Annotated in this window: 19 protein-coding genes; 18 read left to right on the top strand and 1 reads right to left on the bottom strand. The window is 76.7% G+C overall.

The features are described 5' to 3' along the window. Positions 1-222 precede the first annotated feature (222 nt). The 7 genes from rpmI to EJA20_RS13225 all read left to right on the top strand — a co-directional run bounded on the left by rpmI (position 223) and on the right by EJA20_RS13225 (position 11,552). Complete coding sequence (rpmI, locus tag EJA20_RS13255) at positions 223-417, top strand: 50S ribosomal protein L35 (protein WP_129338766.1); 195 nt, start codon at positions 223-225, stop codon at positions 415-417. A 58-nt stretch (positions 418-475) separates the two neighbouring features. Continuing rightward, positions 476-862: a 50S ribosomal protein L20 gene (gene rplT, locus EJA20_RS13250; protein ID WP_129338764.1), complete on the top strand. Its 387-nt coding sequence runs from the start codon at positions 476-478 to the stop codon at positions 860-862. Positions 863-864: 2 nt separating this feature from the next. Next, positions 865-1,800 carry a TrmH family RNA methyltransferase gene (locus EJA20_RS13245; RefSeq protein ID WP_240675484.1) on the top strand — a complete coding sequence of 312 codons (936 nt, stop codon included), beginning with the start codon at positions 865-867 and terminating at the stop codon, positions 1,798-1,800. A 144-nt stretch (positions 1,801-1,944) separates the two neighbouring features. Further along, positions 1,945-2,607 (top strand): RNA 2',3'-cyclic phosphodiesterase, encoded by a 663-nt coding sequence (gene thpR, locus EJA20_RS13240; protein WP_129338762.1) that lies wholly within the window; start codon positions 1,945-1,947, stop codon positions 2,605-2,607. Between the two features lie 263 nt (positions 2,608-2,870). Then, positions 2,871-3,992: a phenylalanine--tRNA ligase subunit alpha gene (gene pheS / locus EJA20_RS13235; RefSeq protein WP_129338759.1), complete on the top strand. Its 1,122-nt coding sequence runs from the start codon at positions 2,871-2,873 to the stop codon at positions 3,990-3,992. Continuing rightward, the gene (gene pheT, locus EJA20_RS13230) at positions 3,992-6,589 is read left to right on the top strand and encodes a phenylalanine--tRNA ligase subunit beta (protein ID WP_129338757.1); all 2,598 of its coding nucleotides are present in this window, start codon (positions 3,992-3,994) and stop codon (positions 6,587-6,589) included. Before pheS ends, pheT begins: the two co-directional genes overlap by 1 nt. A 307-nt stretch (positions 6,590-6,896) precedes the next feature. After that, positions 6,897-11,552, top strand: coding sequence for an ExeM/NucH family extracellular endonuclease (locus EJA20_RS13225; RefSeq protein WP_129338771.1), 4,656 nt, complete (start codon positions 6,897-6,899; stop codon positions 11,550-11,552). An 89-nt stretch (positions 11,553-11,641) separates the two neighbouring features. Here EJA20_RS13225 and EJA20_RS13220 read toward each other — a convergent pair whose 3' ends face one another. Further along, positions 11,642-12,634, bottom strand: coding sequence for a quinone oxidoreductase family protein (locus tag EJA20_RS13220; RefSeq protein WP_129338755.1), 993 nt, complete (start codon positions 12,632-12,634; stop codon positions 11,642-11,644). 120 nt (positions 12,635-12,754) lie between these two features. Between EJA20_RS13220 and argC the strand changes: the two genes are divergently transcribed. The 11 genes from argC to tyrS all read left to right on the top strand — a co-directional run bounded on the left by argC (position 12,755) and on the right by tyrS (position 24,542). Continuing rightward, positions 12,755-13,819: an N-acetyl-gamma-glutamyl-phosphate reductase gene (gene argC / locus EJA20_RS13215; protein ID WP_205687496.1), complete on the top strand. Its 1,065-nt coding sequence runs from the start codon at positions 12,755-12,757 to the stop codon at positions 13,817-13,819. Then, on the top strand, positions 13,816-14,979 hold the full coding sequence (argJ, locus tag EJA20_RS13210) for a bifunctional glutamate N-acetyltransferase/amino-acid acetyltransferase ArgJ (RefSeq protein ID WP_129338751.1): 1,164 nt from the start codon (positions 13,816-13,818) through the stop codon (positions 14,977-14,979). The genes argC and argJ overlap by 4 nt, the downstream gene beginning before the upstream one ends. Next, entirely contained in the window at positions 14,976-16,016 is a 1,041-nt protein-coding gene (argB, locus tag EJA20_RS13205; RefSeq protein WP_129338749.1) for an acetylglutamate kinase, read from the top strand. The genes argJ and argB overlap by 4 nt, the downstream gene beginning before the upstream one ends. After that, the gene (locus tag EJA20_RS13200; RefSeq protein WP_129338747.1) at positions 16,013-17,329 is read left to right on the top strand and encodes an acetylornithine transaminase; all 1,317 of its coding nucleotides are present in this window, start codon (positions 16,013-16,015) and stop codon (positions 17,327-17,329) included. The genes argB and EJA20_RS13200 overlap by 4 nt, the downstream gene beginning before the upstream one ends. Then, positions 17,326-18,276: an ornithine carbamoyltransferase gene (argF, locus tag EJA20_RS13195; RefSeq protein WP_240675482.1), complete on the top strand. Its 951-nt coding sequence runs from the start codon at positions 17,326-17,328 to the stop codon at positions 18,274-18,276. The genes EJA20_RS13200 and argF overlap by 4 nt, the downstream gene beginning before the upstream one ends. Continuing rightward, entirely contained in the window at positions 18,273-18,812 is a 540-nt protein-coding gene (locus tag EJA20_RS13190) for an arginine repressor (RefSeq protein ID WP_129338745.1), read from the top strand. Before argF ends, EJA20_RS13190 begins: the two co-directional genes overlap by 4 nt. 99 nt (positions 18,813-18,911) lie before the next feature. Beyond that, positions 18,912-20,162 carry an argininosuccinate synthase gene (locus EJA20_RS13185; protein ID WP_129338743.1) on the top strand — a complete coding sequence of 417 codons (1,251 nt, stop codon included), beginning with the start codon at positions 18,912-18,914 and terminating at the stop codon, positions 20,160-20,162. Further along, on the top strand, positions 20,155-21,612 hold the full coding sequence (gene argH, locus EJA20_RS13180) for an argininosuccinate lyase (protein WP_129338741.1): 1,458 nt from the start codon (positions 20,155-20,157) through the stop codon (positions 21,610-21,612). Before EJA20_RS13185 ends, argH begins: the two co-directional genes overlap by 8 nt. A gap of 4 nt (positions 21,613-21,616) precedes the next feature. After that, positions 21,617-22,252, top strand: a complete 636-nt coding sequence (locus EJA20_RS13175; RefSeq protein ID WP_205687495.1) for a uridine kinase family protein — start codon at positions 21,617-21,619, stop codon at positions 22,250-22,252. 227 nt (positions 22,253-22,479) lie between these two features. After that, a complete protein-coding gene (locus EJA20_RS13170) occupies positions 22,480-23,148 on the top strand; it encodes a DNA-3-methyladenine glycosylase (RefSeq protein WP_420836434.1) in 669 nt (222 codons plus the stop codon). 131 nt (positions 23,149-23,279) lie between these two features. Further along, positions 23,280-24,542 (top strand): tyrosine--tRNA ligase, encoded by a 1,263-nt coding sequence (gene tyrS, locus EJA20_RS13165; protein WP_129338736.1) that lies wholly within the window; start codon positions 23,280-23,282, stop codon positions 24,540-24,542. The last annotated feature ends 500 nt before the right edge of the window (positions 24,543-25,042 follow it).

Genomic DNA, 25,042 nt, shown 5'->3' with positions numbered 1-25,042 from the left:
GCGACGGGCACGGCGGACGGCGCGGCCCCCACGCCGCGGCCCGCACCCCGTCCGGGTCCCCGGGCCGGGGCACCCGTGCCCGGACCGCGCCCCGGCGCGGCCCCGGCGCCGACAGCGTCCGGCGACGCCGGCTGACCCGACGCGGAGCGGCCGCACGGCCACCCCGCACCCGACGGTCCCGCCCCCGACGGGCGTGACGAGGACGAAGAGGAGACGGCACCCATGCCGAAGAACAAGACGCACTCCGGTGCCAAGAAGCGCTTCCGCGTGACGGGCACCGGCAAGGTCATGCGGGAGCAGGCCAACGGCCGCCACCTGCTCGAGCACAAGTCGAGCCGCCGCACCCGCCGCATCGCCGGCGACGTCGTCGTCTCGCCCGCGGACGCCAAGAACATCAAGAAGCTGCTCGGCAAGTGACGCCGCGGGCCGCCCGGCCCCGGACCCACCCGAGCCCTAGACCAGCAAGGAGCATCACGTGGCACGCGTGAAGCGGGCGGTCAACGCCCAGAAGAAGCGCCGGACGACCCTCGAGCTCGCCAGCGGCTACCGCGGGCAGCGCTCGCGCCTGTACCGCAAGGCGAAGGAGCAGGTCACCCACTCCCTCGTCTACGCCTACCGCGACCGCAAGGCGCGCAAGGGCGACTTCCGCAAGCTGTGGATCCAGCGGATCAACGCGGCGGCGCGCGAGCAGGGCATGACGTACAACCGCCTCATCCAGGGCCTCAAGCTCGCGGGTGTCGAGGTCGACCGTCGCGTCCTCGCCGAGCTGGCCGTCAGCGACGCCCCCGCGTTCAACGCGCTGGTCGCGGTGGCCAGGGCCGCGCTGCCCACGGACGTGAACGCGCCCCGCGCCGCGGCGTGACCCTGAGCAGCACCCCCGCCGGCCCCGCCGCCGGCATCCCGGACGCCCGGTCCGTGCCCGAGCTGACCCACCCCCGCGCCGAGCGGGTGCGGTCGGTGCGGGCGCTGGCCGGGCGTCCCGTGCGTGAGCGGACGGGACGGTTCCTCGTCGAGGGGCCGCAAGCCGTCCGCGAGGCGGTGGCCGCGGGGCACGTCCGCGCGCACGCCCTCTACGCCACGCCGGAGGCGGCGGGCCGGTACGCCGCGGTCGTCGCGGCGGCGGCGGCGCGCGGGGTGCCCGTGCGGCTCGGGACGCCCGAGGTGCTCGAGGCCATGAGCCTGGACGCCCAGGGGCTCGTCCTCGTCGCGGACCTGCTGCACCACGGTCTCGACGAGGTCCTGGCCGGTCGGCCCCGGCTCGTCGCCGTCCTCGCGCACGTGCGCGACCCGGGCAACGCCGGCACCGTCCTGCGCACCGCGGACGCCCTCGGCGCCGACGCCGTCGTGCTGACCTCCTCCAGCGTGGACGTGCACAACCCCAAGGTCGTGCGCTCCACCGCGGGATCCCTGTTCCACCTCCCGGTGGTCACGGGCCCGACGCCGGCGGACGCCGTGGCGGCCCTGCGCGCCGCCGGCCTGGCGGTCCTCGCCGCCGACGCGCGCGGGGCCTGGGACGTCGACGGGCTGCTCGACGCGGTCGTCGCCGGGGAGCCGGGTGGACCGGGGGAGGCCCGGGGGCCCGCGGCAGGCCGGCCCGACCGGGGCGGGCCCGGGCCGGCGCCGGACCTGCGCCGGCCGACGGCGTGGCTCTTCGGGAACGAGGCGTGGGGCCTGCGCCCGGAGGACCGCGACCTCGCCGACGCCGTCGTGCGCGTGGACCTGCGCGGCCGCGCCGAGTCGCTCAACCTCGCGACCGCGGCCGCCCTCTGCCTGCACGCGAGCGTGCGCGCCCAGCGCTGACGGCACGTCCCGCGGACGGGGGGCGACGGGGGGCGACGGGGACCGACGGGGTCCGCCGGGGTCCGCCGGCGGAGGGGGAGGGGTGCGGCGACGACGACGGCCGGCCGCGGCGCGGTGCACCGGCCGCGCTGGCAGGCTGACGGCATGCGCCTGTTCGTCGCCGTCCGCCCGCCGGAGAGGGTGCTCGACCACCTCGACCTCGCCCTCGCCGCCGTGCGGGGCGGCCCCGCCGGCGCGGCGTCGGCCCTGCGGTGGACCGCCCGCGAGAACTGGCACCTCACCTGCGCCTTCTACGGCGACGTGCCCGACGGGCTCGTCCCGGCCCTGGAGGCGGGGCTCGACGCGGCGGCCGCCGGTCGGTCGCCCTGGACGATGCGCCTGCGCGGGGCGGGGGTGTTCGCGCACCGCACCCTGTGGGTCGGTGCGTCCGGCGACCTCGACGCGCACCTCGACCTCGTCGAGGCGGTGGTCGACCTCGGGGAGGCCGTCGGGACCCGCGAGGACCGGCGGGAGCGCCACCGGCCCCACCTCACGGTCGGCCGGGTGCGCCCGGGCGCCGGCCCACCGCGGCGCCGTCCGTCGCGCCCGACCGCCGGCGGCCCCGACGGCCGGGGGCGTCGCGACCCCCGCGGGGAGGGCGGGAGGGGCGACGTGGCGGCGGAGGCCGTGCGGGCCCTCGCGGTCTACGAGGGGCCGGCGTGGACGGTGGAGGAGGTGCTGCTCGTGCAGTCCCGGCCGGGGGAGGGGCGCGGCGGCGGGCCCCTGTACACGGACGTCCGGGCCGCCCGCCTCGACGGGCCCGCCTGAGGGCCGTCGCGCGGGGCGTCGTCCGTGGCAGAGTGGGCGCGTGCAGACGTGGGTGCCCCGGCCGGGCGGGCGATTTACCGGGCCCGTCGCCGGGCCGCGCCGCCCCGCCTGAGCCCCCCGCCGCCCTGCGGCCGGGCCGGGCACGTCGGCGGTCCCCGGGACGGGCGCCACTAGACTCCCCTGCCGGTGGCGCGGCGCCCGTGCGGGCGCGCGCCCGGGCCGCCGCTGCGCGCGGCGCCCGTCCGTCCCCCTGGAAGGCCCTCATGCCCGACGAGCACGCCCCGCCCGCCGCCGAGCCCGGCGCGGCCCCCGACGCCGCCGCCGCGGCGCCCCCCCTGTCCCCGCTGGACGCCGACGGGGTCGCCGCCGCGGTCGACGCCGCCCTGGCCGCCGTCGCCGGGGCCGGTGACCTCGAGGCCCTGCGCGCCGTCCGGACCGCGCACCTCGGCGAGCGCAGCGCGCTGGCCCTGGCCAACCGCGCCATCGGCGGCCTTCCCGGCCCCGACAAGGCGACGGCCGGCAAGCTGCTCGGCGGCGCCCGCGGCCGCCTGGGCACGGCGTTCGCCGCCCGCGAGGCCGAGCTCGAGGCGGAGCGCGACGCCCGGGTGCTCGTCGAGGAGACCCTCGACATGACGCTCCCTGCCGACCGCCGCCCCCTCGGTGCGCGCCATCCGCTGGAGACCCTCCAGGAGCGCGTGGCGGACGTCTTCGTGGCCATGGGCTGGGAGATCGCGGAGGGCCCCGAGGTCGAGGCGGAGTGGTTCAACTTCGACGCCCTCAACTTCGGCGAGGACCACCCGGCGCGCCAGATGCAGGACACGTTCTTCGTCGCCGGGCCGGACGGCGCGGGGGACGGCGGCTCGGGCCTGGTGCTGCGCACGCACACCTCGCCCGTCCAGGCGCGCACCCTGCTCGAGCGCCCGCTGCCCGTCTACATCGCCTGCCCGGGCAAGGTGTTCCGGACCGACGAGCTCGACGCGACGCACACGCCCGTCTTCCACCAGGTGGAGGGGCTCGCGGTCGACCGCGGCCTGACGATGGCGCACCTCAAGGGCACGCTCGACCACTTCGCGCGCGCGATGTTCGGCCCGGAGGCCCGCACGCGGCTGCGCCCGTCGTACTTCCCCTTCACGGAGCCCTCGGCCGAGATGGACCTGTGGTTCCCGCAGAAGAAGGGCGGGCCCGGCTGGATCGAGTGGGGCGGGTGCGGGATGGTCCACCCCGACGTGCTGCGGTCCGCGGGGATCGACCCGGAGGAGTACTCCGGCTTCGCCTTCGGCATGGGCATCGAGCGCACGCTCATGCTCCGCCACGGCATCGCGGACATGCACGACATGGTGGAGGGCGACGTGCGCTTCTCCACCCAGTTCCGGGCGGTGATCTGATGCCTCGCATCCCCCTGACCTGGCTCGGCGACCACGTCGAGCTCCCCGCCGGCCTCACCGCCGAGACCCTCGCGGCCGCGCTCGTGCGCGTCGGCGTCGAGGAGGAGGCCGTCCACACGGGCGCGCAGGTGACGGGCCCCCTCGTCGTCGGCGAGGTCGTCGAGCGGACTCCCGAGCCGCAGAAGAACGGCAAGACGATCAACTGGTGCCGGGTGGACGTCGGGCCCGAGCACGGCGAGGTCCGCGAGGACGGGACCGTCGGGCCGCGCGGCATCGTCTGCGGGGCGCACAACTTCGACGTGGGCGACCGCGTCGTCGTGGCGCTGCCCGGCGCCGTGCTGCCCGGGCCGTTCCCCATCGCCTCCCGCAGGACGTACGGCCACGTCTCCGACGGCATGATCTGCTCCCAGCGCGAGCTCGGCCTCGGCGAGGACCACGACGGCATCATCGTGCTGCCGCGCATGGGCTTCTCGGACGCCGAGACGGCGCCCGGCACGGACGCCCTGCGCCTGCTCGGGCTCGCGGAGGAGGTGCTCGAGGTCAACGTCACGCCCGACCGCGGGTACTGCTTCTCGATGCGCGGCCTCGCCCGGGAGTACGCGCTGTCCACCGGCGCGGCCTTCACCGACCGCGGGCTCCCCGACGAGGGGCTCGTCCTGCCGCCTGCCGGCGACGGCTTCCCCGTCGTCCTCGACGACGCGGCGCCCGTGCACGGCGTGCCGGGCTGCGACCGGTTCGTCGCCCAGGTCGTGCGGGGCGTCGACGCGAGCGCGCCCTCCCCGGCGTGGCTGCAGCGCCGGCTCGTGCAGGCGGGCATGCGGCCGATCGGCCTGGCGGTCGACGTGACGAACTACGTCATGCTCGACCTCGGCCAGCCCCTGCACGCCTACGACCTCGACCACGTCGAGGGACCCGTCGTCGTGCGCCGGGCCGCCGCGGGCGAGCGCCTCACCACCCTCGACGGCGTCGAGCGGCGCCTGGACCCGGAGGACCTCCTCGTCACCCACAGCCCGGGCGGCGCCCGGGCCTCGGGCGTCCTGGGCCTGGCCGGCGTCATGGGCGGCGGCGAGAGCGAGGTGCGCCCCGGCACGAGCGACCTGCTCCTGGAGGCGGCGCACTTCGACGCGGTCTCCGTGGCGCGCACGGCCCGGCGGCACCGGCTGTCCAGCGAGGCGGCCCGGCGGTTCGAGCGCGGCGTCGACCCGCGGCTGCCGCCCGTGGCGGTCGCGCGGGCGGTGGCGCTCCTCGTGGAGCACGGGGGCGGGACCGCGGACGCCGTGGTGACGGACGTGGACGCCACGACCCCGCCGGCACCCGTCCGCCTCGACCTGGCCACCCCCGGTCGCCGCGTCGGCGTGCCGTACACGCCCGGCGAGGTGCGGGCCACGCTCGCCGCGGTGGGGTGCACCGTCCCGGCCGACGGCGACGTCGTCGACGTGGTGGTGCCCACCTGGCGCCCGGACCTCGTCGCCGACGTGGACCTGGTGGAGGAGGTGGCGCGCGTGCGCGGCTACGACGCGATCCCGTCCGTGCTGCCCCGCCCGGCGGGGGGCCTCGGCCTCACGCGCGGGCAGCGTGCCCGGCGGGCCGTCGCGGCGGCCCTCGTCGCGCAGGGCCTCGTCGAGACGCTGTCCTACCCCTTCGTCTCGACCGCGCAGCTCGACGACCTCGGGGTCCCGGCCGACGACGCGCGCCGCCGGCTCGTCCGGCTGGCCAACCCCCTCGCGGAGCAGCAGCCGTTCCTGCGGCCGTCCGTCCTCGTGACGCTCCTGGAGACGGCGCGCCGCAACGCGGGTCGCGGGCACACCGACCTCGCGCTGACGGAGACGGGCCTGGTCACCGTGCCGCGCGACGGGGCACCCGTCCCGCCGCGGCTGACGGGGGGCTCGCGGCCCTCGGACGCGGACCTCGCCGCCGTGCGCGCCGCCGTGCCGGACCAGCCCCGCCACGTCGCCGCGGTGCTCGCCGGGACGCGGGAGCGGGCGGGCTGGTGGGGCGGCGGCCGGGCGGTCGAGGTCGGGGACGCGGTCGCGGTCGTCGAGGCCGCGGCGGCGGCGGTCGGCGCGCCCGTGCGGCTCGAGCAGGACGTGCGGGCGCCGTGGCACCCGGGCCGGTGCGCGCGGGTGCTCGTCGCCGACGGGCCCTCCGCGGGGGCCGTGCTGGGCCACGTCGGGGAGCTCCACCCGCAGGTCGTCGCGGCGCTCGGGCTGCCCGCCCGCGCCGTCGCGCTCGAGCTCGACCTCGACGCCCTCGTCGCGGCCGCGCCCGCCGCGCCCGTCCAGGCGCGTCCCGTGCCGGCCTTCCCGGTGGCGAAGGAGGACGTCGCGCTCGTCGTCGACGCCACGGTCCCGGTCGCGGACGTCACCGACGCCGTGCGGGCCGGGGCCGGCGCGAGCCCCGCGGGCGACGTGCTCGAGGAGGTGCGCCTCTTCGACGTCTACACCGGCGAGCCCGTGCCGGCCGGGGCCCGCTCGCTGGCCTACGCCCTGCGCCTGCGCGCCGCGGACCGCACGCTCACGGCCGCCGACACGGCCGCGGTGCGCGAGGCGGTCGTCGCCGAGGTCGCGCGCCGGCACGGCGGGTCGCTCCGGGCCTGACCGGGCACCCGACCTGCCCCGACGGGCCCCGGACCGCTGCGGTCCGGGGCCCGTCGCGCGTGGGCGTCGACGTGGGGCGTCTCACCACCCCTGCTGCTCCTCCGGTGCTGGTCACGAGACTGCCGCCCGGACCGTGAGATCCCGGACGGGAGTTCACGAGATGGCAACGCGGCGATCGTTGACCCACCGGTAACAGCGGGGGAGGGTGGCCCGCGGTGCCCTCAGGGCACCCTTCAGCGGGTCGACGGAGAGAGCAGACGTGCGCAGAGCGTCCGAACGAGTGGTCGGGGGCGGCATCGCCCTCGGCATGGTCGTGACGGGGTCCGTCACGATCGGTGCAGGGGCGGCCCAGGCCGCGGTGAGCCCCGACGCACCGGTGGTCATCCACGAGGTCTACGGGGGCGGCGGCAACAGCGGCGCGCCCTACGACCAGGACTTCGTGGAGCTGTACAACCCGGGCGACGAGGCCGTCAGCCTGGAGGGCTGGACGCTCCAGTACGGGAGCGCCGCCAACCCGTTCTCGTCGCGGTCCCCCCTGAGCGGCAGCATCGCCGCGGGTGGCCACCTGCTCGTCGGGCAGGCGAAGGGCACCAACGCGGCCGCCCCGATCGCGCCCGACCTCAGCGGCACCCTGGCGATGAGCGGCTCGGGCGGCAAGGTCGCCCTCGCCTCCACCTCTGCGGCCCTGACGTGCGGCCTGTCGTGCGCCGGCGACCCCGCGGTCGTCGACCTCGTCGGGTGGGGGAGCAGCACCGTCGGCTTCGCCGGCTCCGGCCCCGCGCCGGGCACGACGAACGCGACGAGCGTCTCCCGCGGCGCCACGCACGCCAACACGGCGGACAACGCCGCGGACTTCGCCGTCGGCGCCCCGACCCCGCAGAACGCCGGCTCGGCGCCCGACCCGGACCCCGAGCCCGAGCCGGACCCGGTCGTCGCGACGATCGCGCAGATCCAGGGCACCGGCGCGGCCTCCCCGCTGCTGGGCCAGGTGGTCACGACCACGGGCGTCGTCACCGCCTCCTACCCGACGGGCGGCCTCGCGGGCTTCGTCGTGCAGACCGCGGGGTCCGGCGGGACCGCCGACCGCGCCGCCTCCGACGCGGTCTTCGTCTACGCCCCGGGCCTCGCGGTGCCGGCGATCGGCGCGTCCGTCGACGTCACGGGCGAGGTGGGGGAGTTCAACGGACTCACGCAGCTCCGGCTCGCCGCGGCGACCGACGTCACGGTCCGTGGCGAGGCGCTCGCCGCCGTCACCCCGGTGGCGGGCACGTGGCCGACGACGGCCGAGGGCCGCGAGGTCCTCGAGTCCATGCTCGTCGCGCCGACCGGCGCGTTCACGATCACGAACACCTACTCGACGAACCAGTACGGCGAGGTCGGGCTGGCGAGCGGGTCCCTGCCGCTGCTGCAGCCCACGGACGTCGCCGACGCCGGCTCGCCGGAGGCCGCGGCGGTCGCCGCGGACAACGCGGCGCGCGCGGTCGTCCTCGACGACGGCGCGACGACGAACTTCCTCACGGCCGCCAACGCGTCCCTCACGCCCCCGTACGTGTCGCTGGAGGACGAGCCGATCCGCGTCGGCGCGGGCGTGACCTTCGACGCGCCCGTGGTCGTCGACTACCGCAACAACGCCTGGAAGCTCAACCCGACGGCGCCCGTCGTGGACGAGGACTCCGAGCCGGTGACGTTCGAGGACACCCGGACGCAGGCCCCGGAGGCCGTCGGCGGCGACCTCACCGTCGCGTCCTTCAACGTGCTCAACTACTTCACGACGCTCGGCACGGCGGACGCCTCGTGCGTCCCCTACACGGCCCCCGGGTCGACCGACGGCGTGACCGTCAACACGGGCTGCGACCAGCGCGGCGCCTGGGACGGCGAGGACCTCGACCGCCAGCAGGCGAAGATCGTCGCGGCGATCAACGCCCTGGACGCCGACGTCGTCGGCCTGCTCGAGATCGAGAACTCGGCGGCGCTGGGTGAGACGACGGACGAGGCGCTGGCGACCCTGACGGCGGCGCTCAACTCCGCGGCCGGCGCCGGCACGTGGGCGTACGTGCCCTCGTCGGGCGACCTGCCGGACCCGTCCACGCAGGACGTCATCACCAACGCGCTCATCTACCGCCCGGCGGCCGTGACGGCCACCGGTCCGTCCCGTGCGCTCGACACCAGCGTGCCCGGCTTCCCGGGCGGCGACGCGTTCGTCAACGCCCGCGAGCCCATCGCCCAGACGTTCACGCCGGTGGGCGGCGGCGACGCGTTCGTCGTCGTCGTCAACCACTTCAAGTCCAAGGGGTCGGCGGGCCCGCTCCCGGGCGACGCCGACAGCGGCGACGGCCAGGGCGCCTCGAACGCCTCGCGGGTGGCCCAGGCCACGGCGCTGCGGGACTGGGTCGCGGCCACGTGGCCGACCGAGGCCGTCGCCCTCGTCGGCGACTTCAACGCCTACACGCAGGAGGACCCGCTCCAGGTCCTCTACGCCGACGGCTACGTCGACGCCGTCTCCACGGTGGCCGAGAACGACGACCAGTGGTCGTACTCCTTCCAGGGCCTGTCCGGCTCGCTGGATCACGTCCTCCTCAACGAGGCGGCCGCGGCCCGCGCCACCGGCGCCGACGTGTGGGAGATCAACGCCGAGGAGGCCCTGGCGCTGGAGTACAGCCGCTACGGCTACCACGGCACCCTCTTCTACGCGGACGACGTCTACCGGTCCTCGGACCACGACCCGGTCCTCGTCGGGCTGACGGCGGGCGCCGGGCCCACGGGCCCCGTCGACCTCACCCTGCTCAACCTCAACGACTTCCACGGCCGCATCGACGCCAACACGGTGAGGGTCGCCGGGACCATCGAGGAGCAGCGGGCGGCGGCCGAGGCGGCGGGCGGCGCGGCCGTCCTGCTGTCGGCGGGCGACAACATCGGCGCCTCGCTCTTCGCGTCGTCGGTCGCGCAGGACCAGCCCACGCTGGACGTGCTGGACGCCCTCGGCCTCGCCGCCTCGGCGGTGGGCAACCACGAGTTCGACCAGGGCTACGCCGACCTCGTCGGGCGGGTGTCCGCCGAGGCCGACTTCCCCTACCTCGGGGCGAACGTCTACGAGAAGGGGACGACGACGCCGGCGCTGCCGGAGTACGCGCTCGTCGAGGCCGGGGGCGTCACGGTCGGCGTCATCGGCGCGGTGACGCAGGAGACCCCGTCGCTGGTCTCGCCCGGCGGCATCGCCACCCTCGACTTCGGCGACCCCGTCGACGCCGTGAACCGCGTCGCCGCGCAGCTGAGCGACGGCGACGCGGCCAACGGCGAGGCCGACGTGCTCGTCGCCGAGTACCACGAGGGCGCGGGCGCCGGGACGCCGGACGGCGCCACGCTCGAGGAGGAGGTCGCCGCCGGCGGCGCCTTCGCCGAGATCGTCACGCAGACCGCGGCCGAGGTGGACGCGATCTTCACCGGCCACACGCACAAGCAGTACGCGTGGCAGGCCCCGGTCCCCGGCGTCACGGGTGCGACCCGTCCGGTGCTCCAGACGGGTTCCTACGGCGAGAACATCGGCAAGGTCGTCCTCACGTTCGACCCCGCCACCGGCGAGGTCACCGCGACGACGGCCACCAACGTCGCCCGCACCGCGACCCCCGACGCGGACCTGGTCGCGGCCCACCCGCGGGTGGCCGAGGTCAAGGCGATCGTCGACGCGGCCCTGGCCTACGCGGCCCAGGTCGGCAGCCAGCCGGTCGGCTCCGTGCGGGCCGACATCACGACCGCCTTCTCCGGCGGCTCGTACGTGGACGGGCGGTACACCGGAGGGACGCGGGACAACCGCGCCGCGGAGAGCACCCTGGGCGACCTCGTCGCCGACTCGCTCGTCGCCAGCCTCGGCTCCCCGGAGCGGGGCGGCGCGACGATCGGCGTCGTCAACCCCGGTGGTCTGCGCGGCGAGCTGCTCGTCGGCGCCGACGGCGTCCTCACCTACGCCGAGGCCAACGCGGTCCTGCCGTTCGTGAACAACCTCTGGACCGAGTCGCTGACGGGCACGCAGTTCCGCACGATGCTCGAGCAGCAGTGGCAGACGAACCTCGACGGCACGATCCCGTCGCGGCCGTACCTGCAGCTCGGCCTCTCGTCGAACGTCACCTACACGTACGACGAGAGCCGCGCGGCGGGTGACCGCATCACCTCGGTGACGGTCGACGGGGAGCCGCTCGACCCCGCCGGCTCGTACCGCATCGGGACGTTCTCGTTCCTGGCGCAGGGCGGGGACAACTTCCGCGTCCTGGCCGAGGGCACCGACGTGCGGGACTCCGGCCTCGTCGACCGGGACGCGTGGATCGCGTACCTGCGGGCGAACCCGGGGCTCACCCCGGACTTCGCCGAGAGGGCCGTCGGGGTGCCGGCGCTGCCGGCCTCCGTCGAGGCGGGCACGGCGCTCGCGTTCCCGGTCACCGGGCTCGACCTCACGAGCCAGGGTGCGCCGCGGAACACGGCTCTCGACGTCCGTCTCGACGGCACGTCGATCGGCTCCGCGACGGTGACGGACGGCGCCGCGGCGGTGTCCGTGACGGTCCCGGCGGGCACCACGGCCGGCGCGCACGTGCTCACGCTCGTCGCGGCGCCGTCGGGCACCACGGTGACCCTGCCGCTCGTCGTGACGGTGCCGGTGCCCGACCTGCCGGCGTCGACCACGACGCTCACGGTCGGCAAGGACCGGGTGCTCGAGGGCAGGGCGGACCAGGTGAAGGTCACGGCCACCGTGACGGGCCCGGGCAAGAAGCAGTCCGGCACCGTCGAGTTCGTGGCCGGGGACGTCGTCCTCGCGACGGCCCCGGTCGGGGCGAACGGGAGGACGGCCTCGGCCAAGCTCCCGGCCGACCTGCCGATGGGCACGTACGCGGTCGTCGCGCGCTACCTCGGGACGGACGCGGTCGCGCCGTCGGAGTCGGCGCCCGTGACCGTGGTGGTCCTGCCGCGCAGCTGACGCGCCGCTGACGGCACCGCACGACGACGGCCCGGTCCACCCGCAGGGGTGGGCCGGGCCGTCGTCCGTCCGGGGGAGGTCCCCGCCCCTCAGGGCAGGAGCAGGACCTTGCCGGTCGTCGCCCGGCCCTCGAGCGCCCGGTGGGCGTCGGCGGCCTCCGCGAGCGGGAACGTGGCCCCGATGCGGACGTCGAGGCGCCCGGCCGCGACGAGCGCGAAGAGCTCCTCCGCCCGGCCGAGCAGCTCGGCGCGGTCGGCGGTGTACGCGCCGAGCGAGGGGCGCGTGAGGAACACGGATCCCGCGCGGTTGAGCCGCTGCGGGTCCACCGGGGGGACCGGGCCCGACGAGGCACCGAACAGCACGAGGACGCCGCGCGGGCGCAGGGACGCCAGCGAGGCGTCGAAGGTGTCGCGGCCCACGGAGTCGTAGACGGCCCGCACGCCGCGGCCGTCGGTGAGGTCGCGGACGAGCGCGGGCAGCTCCGTCGTGTGGTCGTCGAGCTCCCGGTAGCGCACCACCTCGTGGGCGCCGGCCGCCCGTGCGAGGGCCTCCTTCTCGACGCTGCCGACGGTCGCCAGGACCCGGGCGCCGGCCGCGGCCGCGAGCTGCACGAGCAGCAGCCCGACGCCCCCGGCCGCCGCGTGCACGAGCACCTCGTCGCCGGGCTCGAGGGGCACCGTGCTGCGCACGAGGTAGTGCGCCGTCATCCCCTGCAGCGGCAGCGCCGCGGCGACCCGGTCGTCCACCCCGTCCGGCACGGGCAGCAGGTCGGCGGCCCGCACCCGCTGGAGCGTGGCGTAGGAGCCGTCCGAGGCGGCCCAGGCGACGCGCCCCCCGACCGCGACCTCGCCCGCGGCCGCCACGTCGGACCCGAGGGCCACGACCTCGCCGGCGCCCTCGCTCCCGACGACGTGGGGGTACGGCACGGGGTACAGCCCCGAGCGGCGGTAGGTGTCGATGAAGTTGACCCCGGCGGCCCGGACGGCGACGAGGACCTCGTCGGGCGCGGGGACGGGGTCGGGCAGGTCGCGGAGCTCCAGGACCTCGGGTCCGCCCGCGGCGGTGGCGACGACGGCGTGCATGCGGACCACCCTGCCGTGCCGCGGGGTGCGCGGCGCGCCGACCCCCGGGTCGGTCCGCGCCCGACCGGACCCGCGCGCGGCGTTTCGTATCCTCACCCGCCCGCCTGTATGGTCATGCACATGACGTTCTCCGTCGCGGTCGCCGGCGCCAGCGGCTACGCGGGCGGCGAGGCCCTCCGCGTGCTGCTCGGCCACCCCGAGGCCCGGATCGGCACGCTCACGGCGCACTCCTCGGCCGGCACGCGCCTCGGCGAGCACCAGCCGCACCTGCGCTCCCTGGCCGGCCGGGTGCTCGAGCCCACGACGACGGAGGCGCTCGCCGGGCACGACGTGGTCGTCCTCGCCCTGCCGCACGGGGCGTCCGGGGCGGTCGCGGCCGAGCTCGCGGCGACGGGCGCCGACCCGGTCGTCGTCGACCTCGGGGCCGACCACCGCCTCGTCGACGCCGCCGACTGGCGCGACTACTACGGCACGGACCACGCGGGGACCTGGCCCTACGGGCTGCCCGAGCTGCTGCACCCGGGGGAGCGCACGGCGTCCGCCCAGCGCGCCGCGCTCGCGGGCGTCCGGCGGATCGCCGTGCCCGGCTGCAACGTCACGGCCGTGACCCTCGGGCTCCAGCCGGGCGTCGCCGCGGGCGTCGTCGAGGCGACGGACCTCGTCGCGGTCCTGGCCAACGGGTACTCGGGCGCCGGGCGGAGCCTCAAGACGCACCTGCTGGCCTCCGAGGCGCTCGGGGCGGCGCAGCCCTACGCCGTCGGCGGCACCCACCGGCACGTGCCCGAGATCGCGCAGAACCTGCGCAGCGCGGGCGCGGACCGGGTGACGATCTCCTTCACCCCGACCCTCGTCCCCATGTCCCGCGGCATCCTCGCCACCGCGACCGCGCGGCTCGTCCCCGGGACGGGCGCGGCGCAGGTGCGCGAGGCCTGGGAGCTGGCGTACGCCGACGAGCCGTTCGTCCACCTGCTCCCCGAGGGCACGTGGCCGACGACGGCCGCCACCCTCGGCGTCAACACCGCGCTGGTCGGCGTGGCCGTCGACGAGCGCGCCGGCCGCGTCGTCACCGTCACCGCGATCGACAACCTCGTCAAGGGCACCGCCGGCGGCGCCGTGCAGTCCCTCAACCTCGCGCTCGGGCTCACCGAGACGCTCGGCCTCCCCCTGGAAGGTGTCGCCCCGTGAGCGTGACCACCCCGCTCGGCTTCCGCGCCTCCGGCGTGACGGCCGGGCTCAAGGCGTCGGGCCGCCCCGACCTGGCGCTCGTCGTCAACGACGGGCCGCTCCAGGTCGCGGCGGGCGTGTTCACGTCCAACCGCGTGCAGGCGGCGCCCGTCCTGTGGTCGCGCCAGGCCGTGCACGACGGCGTGGCGACGGCGGTGGTCCTCAACTCGGGCGGGGCGAACGCCTGCACCGGCCCCGAGGGCTTCGCGGACACCCACCGCACGGCCGAGCGCGTCGCGGAGGTCCTCGGCACCTCGGCGGCGGACGTGCTCGTCTGCTCCACGGGCCTCATCGGCGAGCGGCTCGACCTGGGCCGGCTGCTGCCCGGCGTCGACGCGGCCGCCGCCGCGCTCGCGGCCGACGGGGGCGAGGACGCGGCCCGCGCGATCATGACGACGGACACCGTGGCGAAGACGGCGGTCGCCCACGGCGACGGCTGGAGCGTCGGCGGGATCGCCAAGGGCGCGGGGATGCTCGCGCCGGGCCTGGCGACGATGCTCGTCGTCCTCACGACGGACGCCGTGACGACCGCCGGGGTGGCCGACCAGGTGCTGCGGTCCGCCGCGCACCGGACGTTCGACCGGGTCGACAGCGACGGCTGCATGTCGACGAACGACACGGTCCTGCTGCTGGCCTCCGGCGCGAGCGGGGTCACCCCGGGCGACGACGAGCTCGCCCACGCCGTGCGGACGGTGTGCGCCGACCTCGCGCGCCAGCTCGTCGCGGACGCCGAGGGCGCCTCGCACGACATCGCCGTCACGGTCGTGAACGCCTCCACGGAGGCCGCCGCGGTGTCGGTGGCCCGCGCCGTGACCCGCTCCAACCTCGTCAAGGCCGCCGTCTTCGGCAACGACCCGAACTGGGGCCGCGTCCTCGCCGCGGTGGGCACGGTGCCGGAGAACGTCGCGCCGTACGACCCCGACGCGCTCGACGTGAGCATCAACGGCGTCCAGGTGTGCCGGGCCGGGGGCGTCGGCGACCCGCGCGAGGGCGTCGACCTCGCCGCCGCGCGCGAGGTGCGCGTCGAGATCGACCTGCACGCCGGCACCGCGCACGCCACGGTCTGGACGAACGACCTCACGCACGACTACGTCCACGAGAACAGCGCGTACTCCACATGAGCGAGCCCGAGTTCGTCTTCGACACCCGGGCGGACCTGCGCCCCGACCAGAAGGCGGAGGTCCTGGTCCAGGCCCTGCCGTGGCTGCAGGAGTTCGCCGGCGCGCTCGTCGTCGTCAAGTACGGCGGCAACGCCATGGTCGACGAGACGCTCAAGCGCGCCTTCGCCGAGGACATGGTGTTCCTGCGGCAGGTGGGGCTGCGCCCCGTCGTCGTGCACGGCGGCGGCCCCCAGATCAACGCGATGCTCGACCGCCTCGGCATCGACAGCGAGTTCCGGGCGGGCCTGCGCGTCACCACGCCGGAGGCCATGGACGTCGTCCGGATGGTCCTCACGGGCCAGGTCTCCCGCGAGCTCGTCGGGCTGCTCAACGCCCACGGGCCGCACGCCGTGGGCCTCTCCGGCGAGGACGGCGGCCTGCTGCAGGCGCGCCGCCGCGACGTCGTCGTGGACGGCGAGCGGGTCGACGTGGGCCTCGTCGGCGACGTGGTCCAGGTGAACCCGGGCGCGGTCCTCGACCTGCTCGAGGCCGGGCGCATCCCCGTCGTCTCGACCGTCGCGCCCGACATCGAGGACCCCACCCAGGTGCTCAACGTGAACGCCGACACGGCGGCGGCCGCGCTCGCGGTGGCCCTGGGCGCCCGCAAGCTCGTCGTCCTCACGGACGTCGAGGGCCTCTACGCGCGCTGGCCCGACCGCGACTCCCTCGTCCGGCGCCTGCGGGCGAGCGAGCTCGCGGCGATCCTCCCCGGCCTCGACGCCGGGATGCGCCCGAAGATGGAGGCCTGCCTGCGGGCCGTGCGCGGCGGCGTGGGCCGGGCGCACGTCATCGACGGCCGCGCGCCGCACTCCATCCTCGTCGAGGTCTTCACCAGCGACGGGATCGGCACGATGGTGCTGCCCGACGTGGAGACCCCCCTCGCGCCCCGCACGGCCCCCGTCCCCGTGGTGGCCGACCCGACCGCGCCCACCGCGCCCACCGCGCCCACCACACCCACCGGCACCACCGGCAGCACCGAGGCGAGGACCCGCGCATGACGCCCACGGACAGCAGCACCGTCGCCCCGGCGGCCACGTCGAGCCCCGCGTCGGCCCCCGCCGGGGCGCTCGAGCCCGCGGCGGGCTCCGTCGCGGAGTGGACGGGCCGCTACGGCCACGCCCTCATGGACACCTTCGGGCCTCCCCAGCGCGTGCTCGTGCGCGGCGACGGCGCCTGGGTCTGGGACGCCGACGGCCGGCGCTACCTGGACCTGCTCGGGGGCATCGCGGTGAACGCCCTCGGCCACGCCCACCCCACGCTCACGGCCGCGATCAGCGCGCAGCTCGGCACGCTCGGGCACGTCTCGAACTTCTTCGCGACGCCGACCCAGATCACGCTCGCCGAGCGGCTGCTCGCCCTCGCGGAGGCGCCCGCCGGCTCCCGCGTCTTCCTCACGAACTCCGGCACGGAGGCCAACGAGGCCGCCTTCAAGGTGCTGCGCCGCCACGGCGGCCCGGACCGCCCGCGCGTCTTCGCGCTCGAGGGCGCGTTCCACGGCCGGACGATGGGCGCCCTCGCCCTCACGCACAAGCCCGCCTACCGCGCGCCGTTCGAGCCCCTGCCGGGGGGCGTGGAGTTCCTGCCCTTCGGGGACGTCGCCGCGCTCGAGGCCGCGTTCGCCACCGACGGGGACCGCGTGGCGGGGCTCGTCGTGGAGCCGCTGCAGGGGGAGGCGGGCGTGCGGCCGCTGCCGGCCGGCTACCTCGCCGCCGCCCGGGAGATCACCGCCCGGCACGGCGCGCTGCTCGTGCTCGACGAGGTGCAGACCGGGATGGGCCGCACCGGCCGGTGGTTCGCCCACCAGCACCCGCACCTGGGCGGCGGGGTCCGTCCCGACGTCGTCACGGTGGCGAAGGGCCTGGGCGGCGGCTTCCCCGTCGGGGGCCTGATCGCCTTCGGCGAGGGCGTGGCGTCCCTGCTCGGCCGCGGCCAGCACGGCACGACGTTCGGCGGGAACCCCGTCGCGGCGGCCGCGGCGCTCGCGGTCGTGGGCGTCGTCGAGCGGGACGGCCTGCTCGCGCACGTGACCTCGCTCGGGGCGCAGCTCCGCGAGGCCGTGGAGGGGCTGGGGCACCCGCTCGTCGCCGGCGTCCGCGGCGAGGGGCTGCTGCTCGGCATCGTGCTCGCCCGGCCCGTCGCCGCCGAGGTCGCCGCCCGGGCGCTCGAGGCCGGGCTCATCGTCAACCCGTGCGCGCCCGACGTGGTCCGCCTCGCGCCGCCCTACGTGCTCACCGCCGACCAGGCCGCCCTGCTCGTCGGCTTCCTGCGGGACCTGCCCGCCGACCTCGGCGCCCCGGAGGGGGCCGCGTGAGCGCCACGACCGGCACCGTGCGCCACCTGCTGCGTGACGACGACCTCGCGCCCGACGAGCAGCGCGCCGTGCTGGAGCTGGGCCTGCGCCTGCGGGAGGACCGCTTCGCGCGCCGCCCGCTCGCGGGCCCGCGGTCCGTGGCCGTCGTCTTCGACAAGCCGACCCTGCGCACGCAGGTCTCCTTCCTCACCGGCATCGCCGAGCTCGGGGGCTTCCCGCTGGCCGTCGACGGGTCCCTGGCCCGCATCGGCGTGCGCGAGTCCGTGGCCGACGTCGCGCGCGTCCTCGGCCGGCAGGTCGCGGCGATCGTCTGGCGCACCCACGCGCAGGCCCGTCTGGAGGAGATGGCCGCCCATGCGGGGGTGCCCGTCGTCAACGCGCTCACGGACGAGTTCCACCCCTGCCAGGTCCTCGCCGACCTGCTGACGCTCGCGCAGCACCGCGGCGGCGTCGACGCCCTGCCCGGCACGACGCTGGCCTACGTCGGCGACGGCTCGAACAACATGGCGCACTCCTACCTGCTGGGCGGCGCGACGGCGGGCCTGCACGTGCGGGTCGGCACGCCGCAGGGGTGGGAGCCGGACCCCGCGGTCCTCGCCGCGGCCGAGCGCATCGCCGCGGGCACGGGAGGCTCCGTCGCCGTCGCCCACGACCGCGCGTCCGCCGTCGCCGGCGCGGACGCCGTCGCGACCGACACCTGGGTCTCCATGGGCCAGGAGGAGCAGGCCGCGGAGCGCGAGACGCCCTTCGTCCCGTTCCGGCTCGACGAGAGGGCGCTCGCCGGCGCCGCCCCGGACGCCCTCGTGCTGCACTGCCTGCCCGCCTACCGCGGCAAGGAGATCACCGCCGCCGTGCTCGACGGCCCGCGCTCCGTGGTGTGGGACGAGGCGGAGAACCGGCTGCACGCCCAGAAGGCGCTGCTCGCCTGGCTGCTGGAGGACGCGTGAGCGCGGGCACCACGGCCGGGCCCGCGACGAAGGCGGCCCGCCACGCCCTCATCACCGCGCTCGTCACCCGCGGCACCGTCCGCTCGCAGACGGAGCTGGCCGAGCTGCTGGCGGCGGAGGGCGTCGTCGTCACGCAGGCGACGCTGTCCCGGGACCTCGTCGAGCTCGGGGCCGTGAAGGTGCGCTCGGCGACGGGCGCCCTGGCCTACGCCCTCCCGCCCGAGGGGGGCGCCTGGCAGGACCGCCACGCGGTCGCGGCCGGCGCCGCGGGGGAGGTGCTCGCGTCACGGCTCGCGCGCCTCTGCGCCGAGCTGCTCGTCACCGCGGAGGCGTCGGGCAACCTCGTCGTGCTGCGGACGCCGCCGGGTGCCGCCCAGTTCCTCGCCTCGGCCATCGACCGCTCCGTCCTGCCCGCCGTCCTCGGGACCATCGCCGGCGACGACACCGTCCTCGTCGTGGCGCGCGAGGGCGAGGGCACGGACCACCCGGCCGGGCCCGCGCTCGCGGCCCGCTTCCTGGCGCTCGCCTCGTCGTGACCCGCCCGTCCTGACCCGCCCCGCCCGCCCGTCCCGCACCACCGCCCGCACCACCGCCCCGCGCCGCGGGGCCCCTCGCAGACAAGGAATGATCACCCCATGACCGAACGCGTCGTGCTCGCCTACTCCGGCGGCCTGGACACCTCCGTGGGCATCGGCTGGATCGCGGAGGCGACGGGCGCCGAGGTCGTCGCCGTCGCGGTGGACGTCGGCCAGGGCGGCGAGGACCTCGAGGTCATCCGGCAGCGCGCCCTCGACTGCGGCGCGGTGGAGGCCTACGTGGCCGACGCCCGCGACGAGTTCGCGCAGGAGTACTGCATGCCGGCGCTCCAGGCCAACGGGCTGTACCTCGACCGGTACCCGCTCGTGTCCGCGCTGTCGCGCCCCGTCATCGTCAAGCACCTCGTGCGTGCGGCCCGCCAGTTCGGTGCGACGACGGTCGCCCACGGCTGCACCGGCAAGGGCAACGACCAGGTCCGCTTCGAGGTGGGCATCACCTCGCTCGCGCCGGACCTCACGTGCCTCGCGCCCGTCCGCGACCTCGCGCTCACGCGGGACAAGGCCATCGAGTTCGCCGAGCGCAAGAACCTCCCGATCGCCACGACGAAGCACAACCCCTTCTCCATCGACCAGAACGTCTGGGGCCGGGCCGTGGAGACGGGCTACCTCGAGGACATCTGGAACGCCCCGACGAAGGACGTCTACAGCTACACGGACGACCCCTCCTTCCCGCCCGTCGCCGACGAGGTCGTCGTGACGTTCGCCTCCGGCGTCCCCGTCGCGCTGGACGGCGTCGCGGTGACGCCGCTGCAGGCGATCCAGGAGATGAACCGCCGTGCGGGCGCCCACGGCGTCGGGCGGATCGACATCGTCGAGGACCGCCTCGTCGGCATCAAGAGCCGCGAGGTCTACGAGGCGCCGGGCGCCATCGCGCTCATCGCCGCGCACCAGGAGCTCGAGAACGTCACGGTCGAGCGCGAGCAGGCGCGGTTCAAGCGCGGCGTGGAGCAGCGCTGGACCGAGCTCGTCTACGACGGCCAGTGGTTCTCCCCGCTCAAGCGCTCCCTCGACGTCTTCATCGCCGACACCCAGCGCTACGTCTCCGGCGACGTGCGCCTCGTCCTGCACGGCGGCCGCGCGACCGTCTCGGGCCGCCGCTCCGAGGCGAGCCTGTACGACTTCAACCTCGCCACCTACGACACGGGCGACTCCTTCGACCAGTCCGCGGCGCGCGGGTTCATCGAGATCTACGGCCTGTCGAGCAAGCTCGCCGCCGCGCGCGACGTGAAGTTCGGCAACGCGCCCGACCTCGGCCACGCGGGCGGCATCGCGGCGGGCGACGGTGCCTGAGGCGGCACCGGCGGCGGCAGCGGACGCCGCGGCGCCGGCGGGCGGCGGCGCGGCGCTGTGGGGCGGGCGGTTCGCCGCCGGCCCCGCGGCGGCGCTGGCCGACCTGTCCCGCTCGACGCACTTCGACTGGCGCCTGGCGGACCACGACCTCACCGGGTCGGTGGCGCACGCCCACGTCCTGCACGCCGCGGGGCTGCTGTCCGACGACGAGGTGCGCGACATGGTCGCCGCGCTCGAGCGGCTGCGGGCCGACGTCCGCTCGGGCGCCTTCCGCTTCACGCCGGACGACGAGGACGTGCACACGGCCCTCGAGCGCGGCCTCGTCGAGCGTGCCGGTGCCGAGCTGGGGGGCCGGCTGCGCGCCGGCCGGTCCCGGAACGACCAGATCGCCACGCTCGTGCGGATGTACCTGCGCGAGCACGCGCGGACGCTGTCGGGCCTGGTGCTGGACGTCGTCGAGGCGCTCGTCGAGCAGGCGGCCGCCGCCGGCGACGCGGCCATGCCGGGCCGGACCCACCTGCAGCACGCCCAGCCCGTGCTCCTGGCCCACCACCTGCTGGCGCACGCGTGGCCCCTGCTCCGCGACGTCGAGCGGTGGACGGACTGGGACCGTCGGGCGGCACGCTCGCCCTACGGGTCCGGCGCCCTGGCGGGCTCCTCGCTCGGGCTGGACCCGGCGGCGGTGGCGGCCGAGCTCGGCTTCGACGGTCCCGTGGAGAACTCCATCGACGGCACGGCCTCCCGGGACGTGGTCGCGGAGTTCGCGTTCGTCGCGGCGATGCTCGCCGTGGACCTCTCGCGCCTGGCGGAGGAGGTCGTCCTGTGGTCGACCGTCGAGTTCGGCTTCGTGCGGCTGCACGACGCGTTCTCGACGGGGTCGAGCATCATGCCGCAGAAGAAGAACCCCGACGTCGCCGAGCTCGCGCGCGGCAAGGCGGGGCGTCTCGTCGGCGACCTCACGGGCCTGCTCACCACGCTCAAGGGACTCCCGCTCGCGTACAACCGCGACCTGCAGGAGGACAAGGAACCCGTGTTCGACCAGGTGGACCAGCTCACGGTGCTGCTGCCCGCGGTCGCCGGCATGGTCGCCACGCTGACGTTCGACACGGACCGGATGGCGGCGCTCGCGCCGCGCGGCTTCTCCCTGGCCACGGACGTGGCGGAGTGGCTCGTCCGGCAGCACGTGCCGTTCCGGGAGGCGCACGAGATCGCCGGCGCCTGCGTGCGGGCCTGCGAGGCCCGCACCCCGGCGGTGGAGCTGTGGGAGCTGTCCGACGAGGAGCTGGCCGCCGTCAGCCCGCACCTGACGCCTCAGGTGCGCTCCGTGCTGTCCGTCGCGGGGTCGGTGGCGTCCCGGTCGGCGACGGGCGGCACGGCCCCGGTGCGGGTGGCGGAGCAGCTCGCCGCCGCGCGGGAGCGCCTCGCCGTGCTGCGGGGCTGGGCGCGCTGAGGCGATGACGGCCGAGGGTCCCCCCGCGGCGCCGCTCGTCGTCGCGGGGGCGCTCGCCGGTCCGGCGCGGCTCGGCGCGGCGCGTCTGGTCGCCGTCGACGGGCCCGCCGGCTCGGGCAAGACGACCCTGGCCGCCGCGGTGGCGGACGGGCTGCGGGCGGCCGGCGCGACCGTCTCCGTCGTGCACCTCGACGACCTGTACGAGGGCTGGTCGGGCCTGGAGGGCAGCCTCTGGCCGCGGCTGGAGGCGCAGGTGCTGGCGCCGGTCGCCCGCGGCGAGGACGGGCTGTTCGTCCGCTGGGACTGGACGGCGGGACGGTTCGCGGACCGGGTGCGCGTGCCCGCGCCGGACGTCCTCGTCGTGGAGGGCTGCGGGTCCGGGCGCCGCGCGGCCGACGCGCACGCGACGCTCCTCGTCTGGGTCGAGGCCGCCGACGACCTGCGCCTCGCCCGCGGGCTGGAGCGTGACGGGCAGGACGCGCGCGGCCACTGGGAGCGGTGGATGCGCGACGAGGCGGCGCACTTCGCGCGGGAGCGGACCCGCGCGCGTGCGCACGTCCACGTCGACGCGGACGGCCGGGTCGTCCCCGGCCCCCTCGCGGACCCCGCGCACCCCGGCCGCCCGGGTACGGCAGGATGAGCGCCGTGACCTCCGGACCCGAGAGCGACGCGCGGCCCACCGGGCTGCCCGCGGCGCTCGACGTCCCCGCCGTGGCCGCGGGGACCGGCGGCGGTGCGCGGCCCACCGGCCTGCCCGCCGCGCTCGACGTTCCCGACGTCCCCGCCGTGCCCGCCGCGCTGCAGGTGCCCCTCGCGCGCCGGACCCCGCCGCCCGCGACCCACCCCGCGCCGCAGCCCGTGCCGCACCTGACGACGCCCGCGCGGGTCTGGTACGCCCGCGACGTGCTGCTCGTCGCCCGCGACCTCCTCGGGGCGTACCTCACCCGGCGGTCGCCGGAGGGCGACGTGACCGTGCGGGTGACGGAGGTCGAGGCGTACGCCGGCGCGGAGGACCCGGGGTCGCACGCGTTCCGCGGCCGCACGGCGCGCAACGCCGTCATGTTCGCCGAGCCCGGGCGCCTGTACGTCTACCGGCACCTGGGCCTGCACCACTGCCTGAACGTCGTCGCCCGCCCCGCGGGGAGCCCGGCCGCCGTGCTGCTGCGTGCCGGCGAGGTGGTCCGCGGCGCCGACCTGGCCCGCGAGCGGCGCGAGCGCGTCGGGGTCGTCGACTCCGACCGGCAGCTCGCGCGCGGGCCCGCCCGCCTCGCCGTGTGCCTGGGCGTCGACCTGCAGGCGAACGGGGCCGACGTGACCGAGCCCGAGGGCGAGCTCGTGCTCCAGCGGCCCGCCGTCGTCGGGCACCACCAGCACGCCGCCGGCCCGCGCGTCGGCGTCTCGGGCTCCGGTGGCGACGCCGGCCTGTTCCCCTGGCGCCTCTGGCTGCAGGACGAGCGCACCGTGTCGGCGTACCGGCCGGCCTATCGGTCGCCGGCGCGGGCAGACACCTCGGGCGGGGTGGCCGCGCCGGCCTGACGGTCGTGCTCGCGGTCCCGCGCGGGCCCGGCGCGACACCGCCGGCCCCGGCGCCGCAGCAGCCGTGGGGCCGCCGCCCACGGACCCCTGACCGCACAGCCCGGAGCACCCCGGGAGACAAGGTGACCGCCGTGACGCACATCCTCGACGAGCTGGCCTGGCGCGGTCTCGTCGCGCAGACCACGGACCTCGACGCCCTGCGAGCCGAGCTCGACGCCGGGCCCGTGACCCTCTACTGCGGCTTCGACCCGACGGCCCCGAGCCTGCACATCGGCAACCTCGTGCAGATCCTCACCGTGCGGCGCCTCCAGGACGCCGGCCACCGCCCGGTGGCGCTGGTCGGAGGTGCGACGGGCCTCATCGGCGACCCGAAGATGGCGGGGGAGCGCGTCCTCAACGCGCCGGACGTCGTCGCCGGCTGGGTGCAGCGCATCCGCCGGCAGATCGAGCCGCTCCTCGCGTTCGAGGGCCCCCACGCCGCGACGATGGTGAACAACCTCGACTGGACGCAGGGCCTGTCGGCCATCGACTTCCTGCGCGACGTGGGCAAGCACTACCGCCTCGGCACCATGCTGGCGAAGGACACCGTCGCCCGGCGCCTGGGCAGCGAGCAGGGGATCAGCTTCACGGAATTCAGCTACCAGATCCTCCAGGGCATGGACTACCTCGAGCTCTTCCGGCGGCGCGGGGTCCGGCTCCAGACCGGCGGCAGCGACCAGTGGGGCAACCTGCTGTCCGGCGTCGAGCTCGTCCGGCGGGCGGAGGGCGCCACCGTCCACGCGCTGACGACGCCGCTCATCACGAAGGCCGACGGGACGAAGTTCGGCAAGACGGAGTCGGGCACGGTGTGGCTCGACCCGGAGCTCACCACGCCCTACGCCTTCTTCCAGTTCTGGCTCAACGCCGACGACGCCGACGTGGTCCGCTACCTCAAGGTGTTCAGCTTCCGCCCCCGGGCGGAGATCGAGGCGCTGGAGGCCGCCGTCGCGGAGCGTCCTGCCGCCCGCGAGGCGCAGCGGGCCCTGGCGGAGGAGGTGACGACCCTCGTGCACGGGGTCGACGCGACGCGGGCGGTCGTCGACGCCAGTGCGGCGCTGTTCGGCCGCGGGTCGCTGGCCGACCTCGACCCCGCCGTCCTCGGCGCCGCGGTCGCGGAGCTGCCGACGGCGGCCGGCCGGCCGGGCGACCCGCTCGTGGACCTCCTGGCGGCGACGGGCGTCGTGCCCAGCAAGGCGGCGGCCCGGCGCGCGGTCGCCGAGGGCGGGGCGTCTCTCAACAACACGAGGATCACCGACGCCGACGCGGTGCTGGCCCCCGACGACCTGCTCGCCGGCCGGTGGGCGCTCCTGCGGCGCGGCAAGCGCACGCTGGCCGTCGTGGACGCAGGCGCCTGAGCGCACCCGACGGACGGCGCCGGCCGGGGCGCCGTCCGTCGGGCCGCAGCACCTCGCCGGTCGGGACGCCCCGCCCGGCGCCGCACCGCGGCCTGGGTCCAGGAGCGGGGCGTCGCCCCAGGTCAGCGTGGCGACACGCCCGAACTGCACAGCGGTTTGCGAGCCGCCGCAACATGCGCGTAATGTTCTCGAGGTCGCCCGGCAGGGAGGAACGGACACAGGGACTCGTCCCGGTGGTCGGTCCCGCAGGCGGCCACAACCCAGATCCTGATGATGCTCAGCGTGCCACGGGGGAGGGTCGGAACCCTCGAGGTTCCACCCCGTGTCGTAAGGCCTCGGCCGTCGCAGCGGGCGGGTCGGGCGGTGGTCAGGACGGACACCGGGACGGCCTAGGATGGACGAAGAGCCCCAGGCCGAGACCCGACAGGGTCGGAGATGGTGCGCGTCTGCTCCTTGAGAACTCAACAGTGTGTCAAAGTAGTCGATGCCAAGATGGTCTG

The sequence above is a fragment of the Cellulomonas endophytica genome (assembly GCF_004123805.1).
Taxonomy (GTDB): domain Bacteria; phylum Actinomycetota; class Actinomycetes; order Actinomycetales; family Cellulomonadaceae; genus Cellulomonas; species Cellulomonas endophytica.
Note: the sequence above shows the minus strand (reverse complement) of the source record. Positions and strands in the feature narration are given on the sequence as shown.

Excerpts from the sequence above, each read along its gene's own strand:
- EJA20_RS13185 (WP_129338743.1), top strand. The coding sequence starts at position 18,912 with ATGACCGAACGCGTCGTGCTCGCCTACTCCGGCGGCCTGGACACCTCC.
- pheS (WP_129338759.1), top strand. The coding sequence starts at position 2,871 with ATGCCCGACGAGCACGCCCCGCCCGCCGCCGAGCCCGGCGCGGCCCCC.
- EJA20_RS13200 (WP_129338747.1), top strand. The coding sequence starts at position 16,013 with ATGACGCCCACGGACAGCAGCACCGTCGCCCCGGCGGCCACGTCGAGC.
- argB (WP_129338749.1), top strand. The coding sequence starts at position 14,976 with ATGAGCGAGCCCGAGTTCGTCTTCGACACCCGGGCGGACCTGCGCCCC.
- rpmI (WP_129338766.1), top strand. The coding sequence starts at position 223 with ATGCCGAAGAACAAGACGCACTCCGGTGCCAAGAAGCGCTTCCGCGTG.
- EJA20_RS13225 (WP_129338771.1), top strand. The coding sequence starts at position 6,897 with ATGGTCGTGACGGGGTCCGTCACGATCGGTGCAGGGGCGGCCCAGGCC.
- thpR (WP_129338762.1), top strand. The coding sequence starts at position 1,945 with ATGCGCCTGTTCGTCGCCGTCCGCCCGCCGGAGAGGGTGCTCGACCAC.
- pheT (WP_129338757.1), top strand. The coding sequence starts at position 3,992 with ATGCCTCGCATCCCCCTGACCTGGCTCGGCGACCACGTCGAGCTCCCC.
- argC (WP_205687496.1), top strand. The coding sequence starts at position 12,755 with ATGACGTTCTCCGTCGCGGTCGCCGGCGCCAGCGGCTACGCGGGCGGC.
- EJA20_RS13220 (WP_129338755.1), bottom strand. The coding sequence starts at position 12,634 with ATGCACGCCGTCGTCGCCACCGCCGCGGGCGGACCCGAGGTCCTGGAG.
- EJA20_RS13175 (WP_205687495.1), top strand. The coding sequence starts at position 21,617 with ATGACGGCCGAGGGTCCCCCCGCGGCGCCGCTCGTCGTCGCGGGGGCG.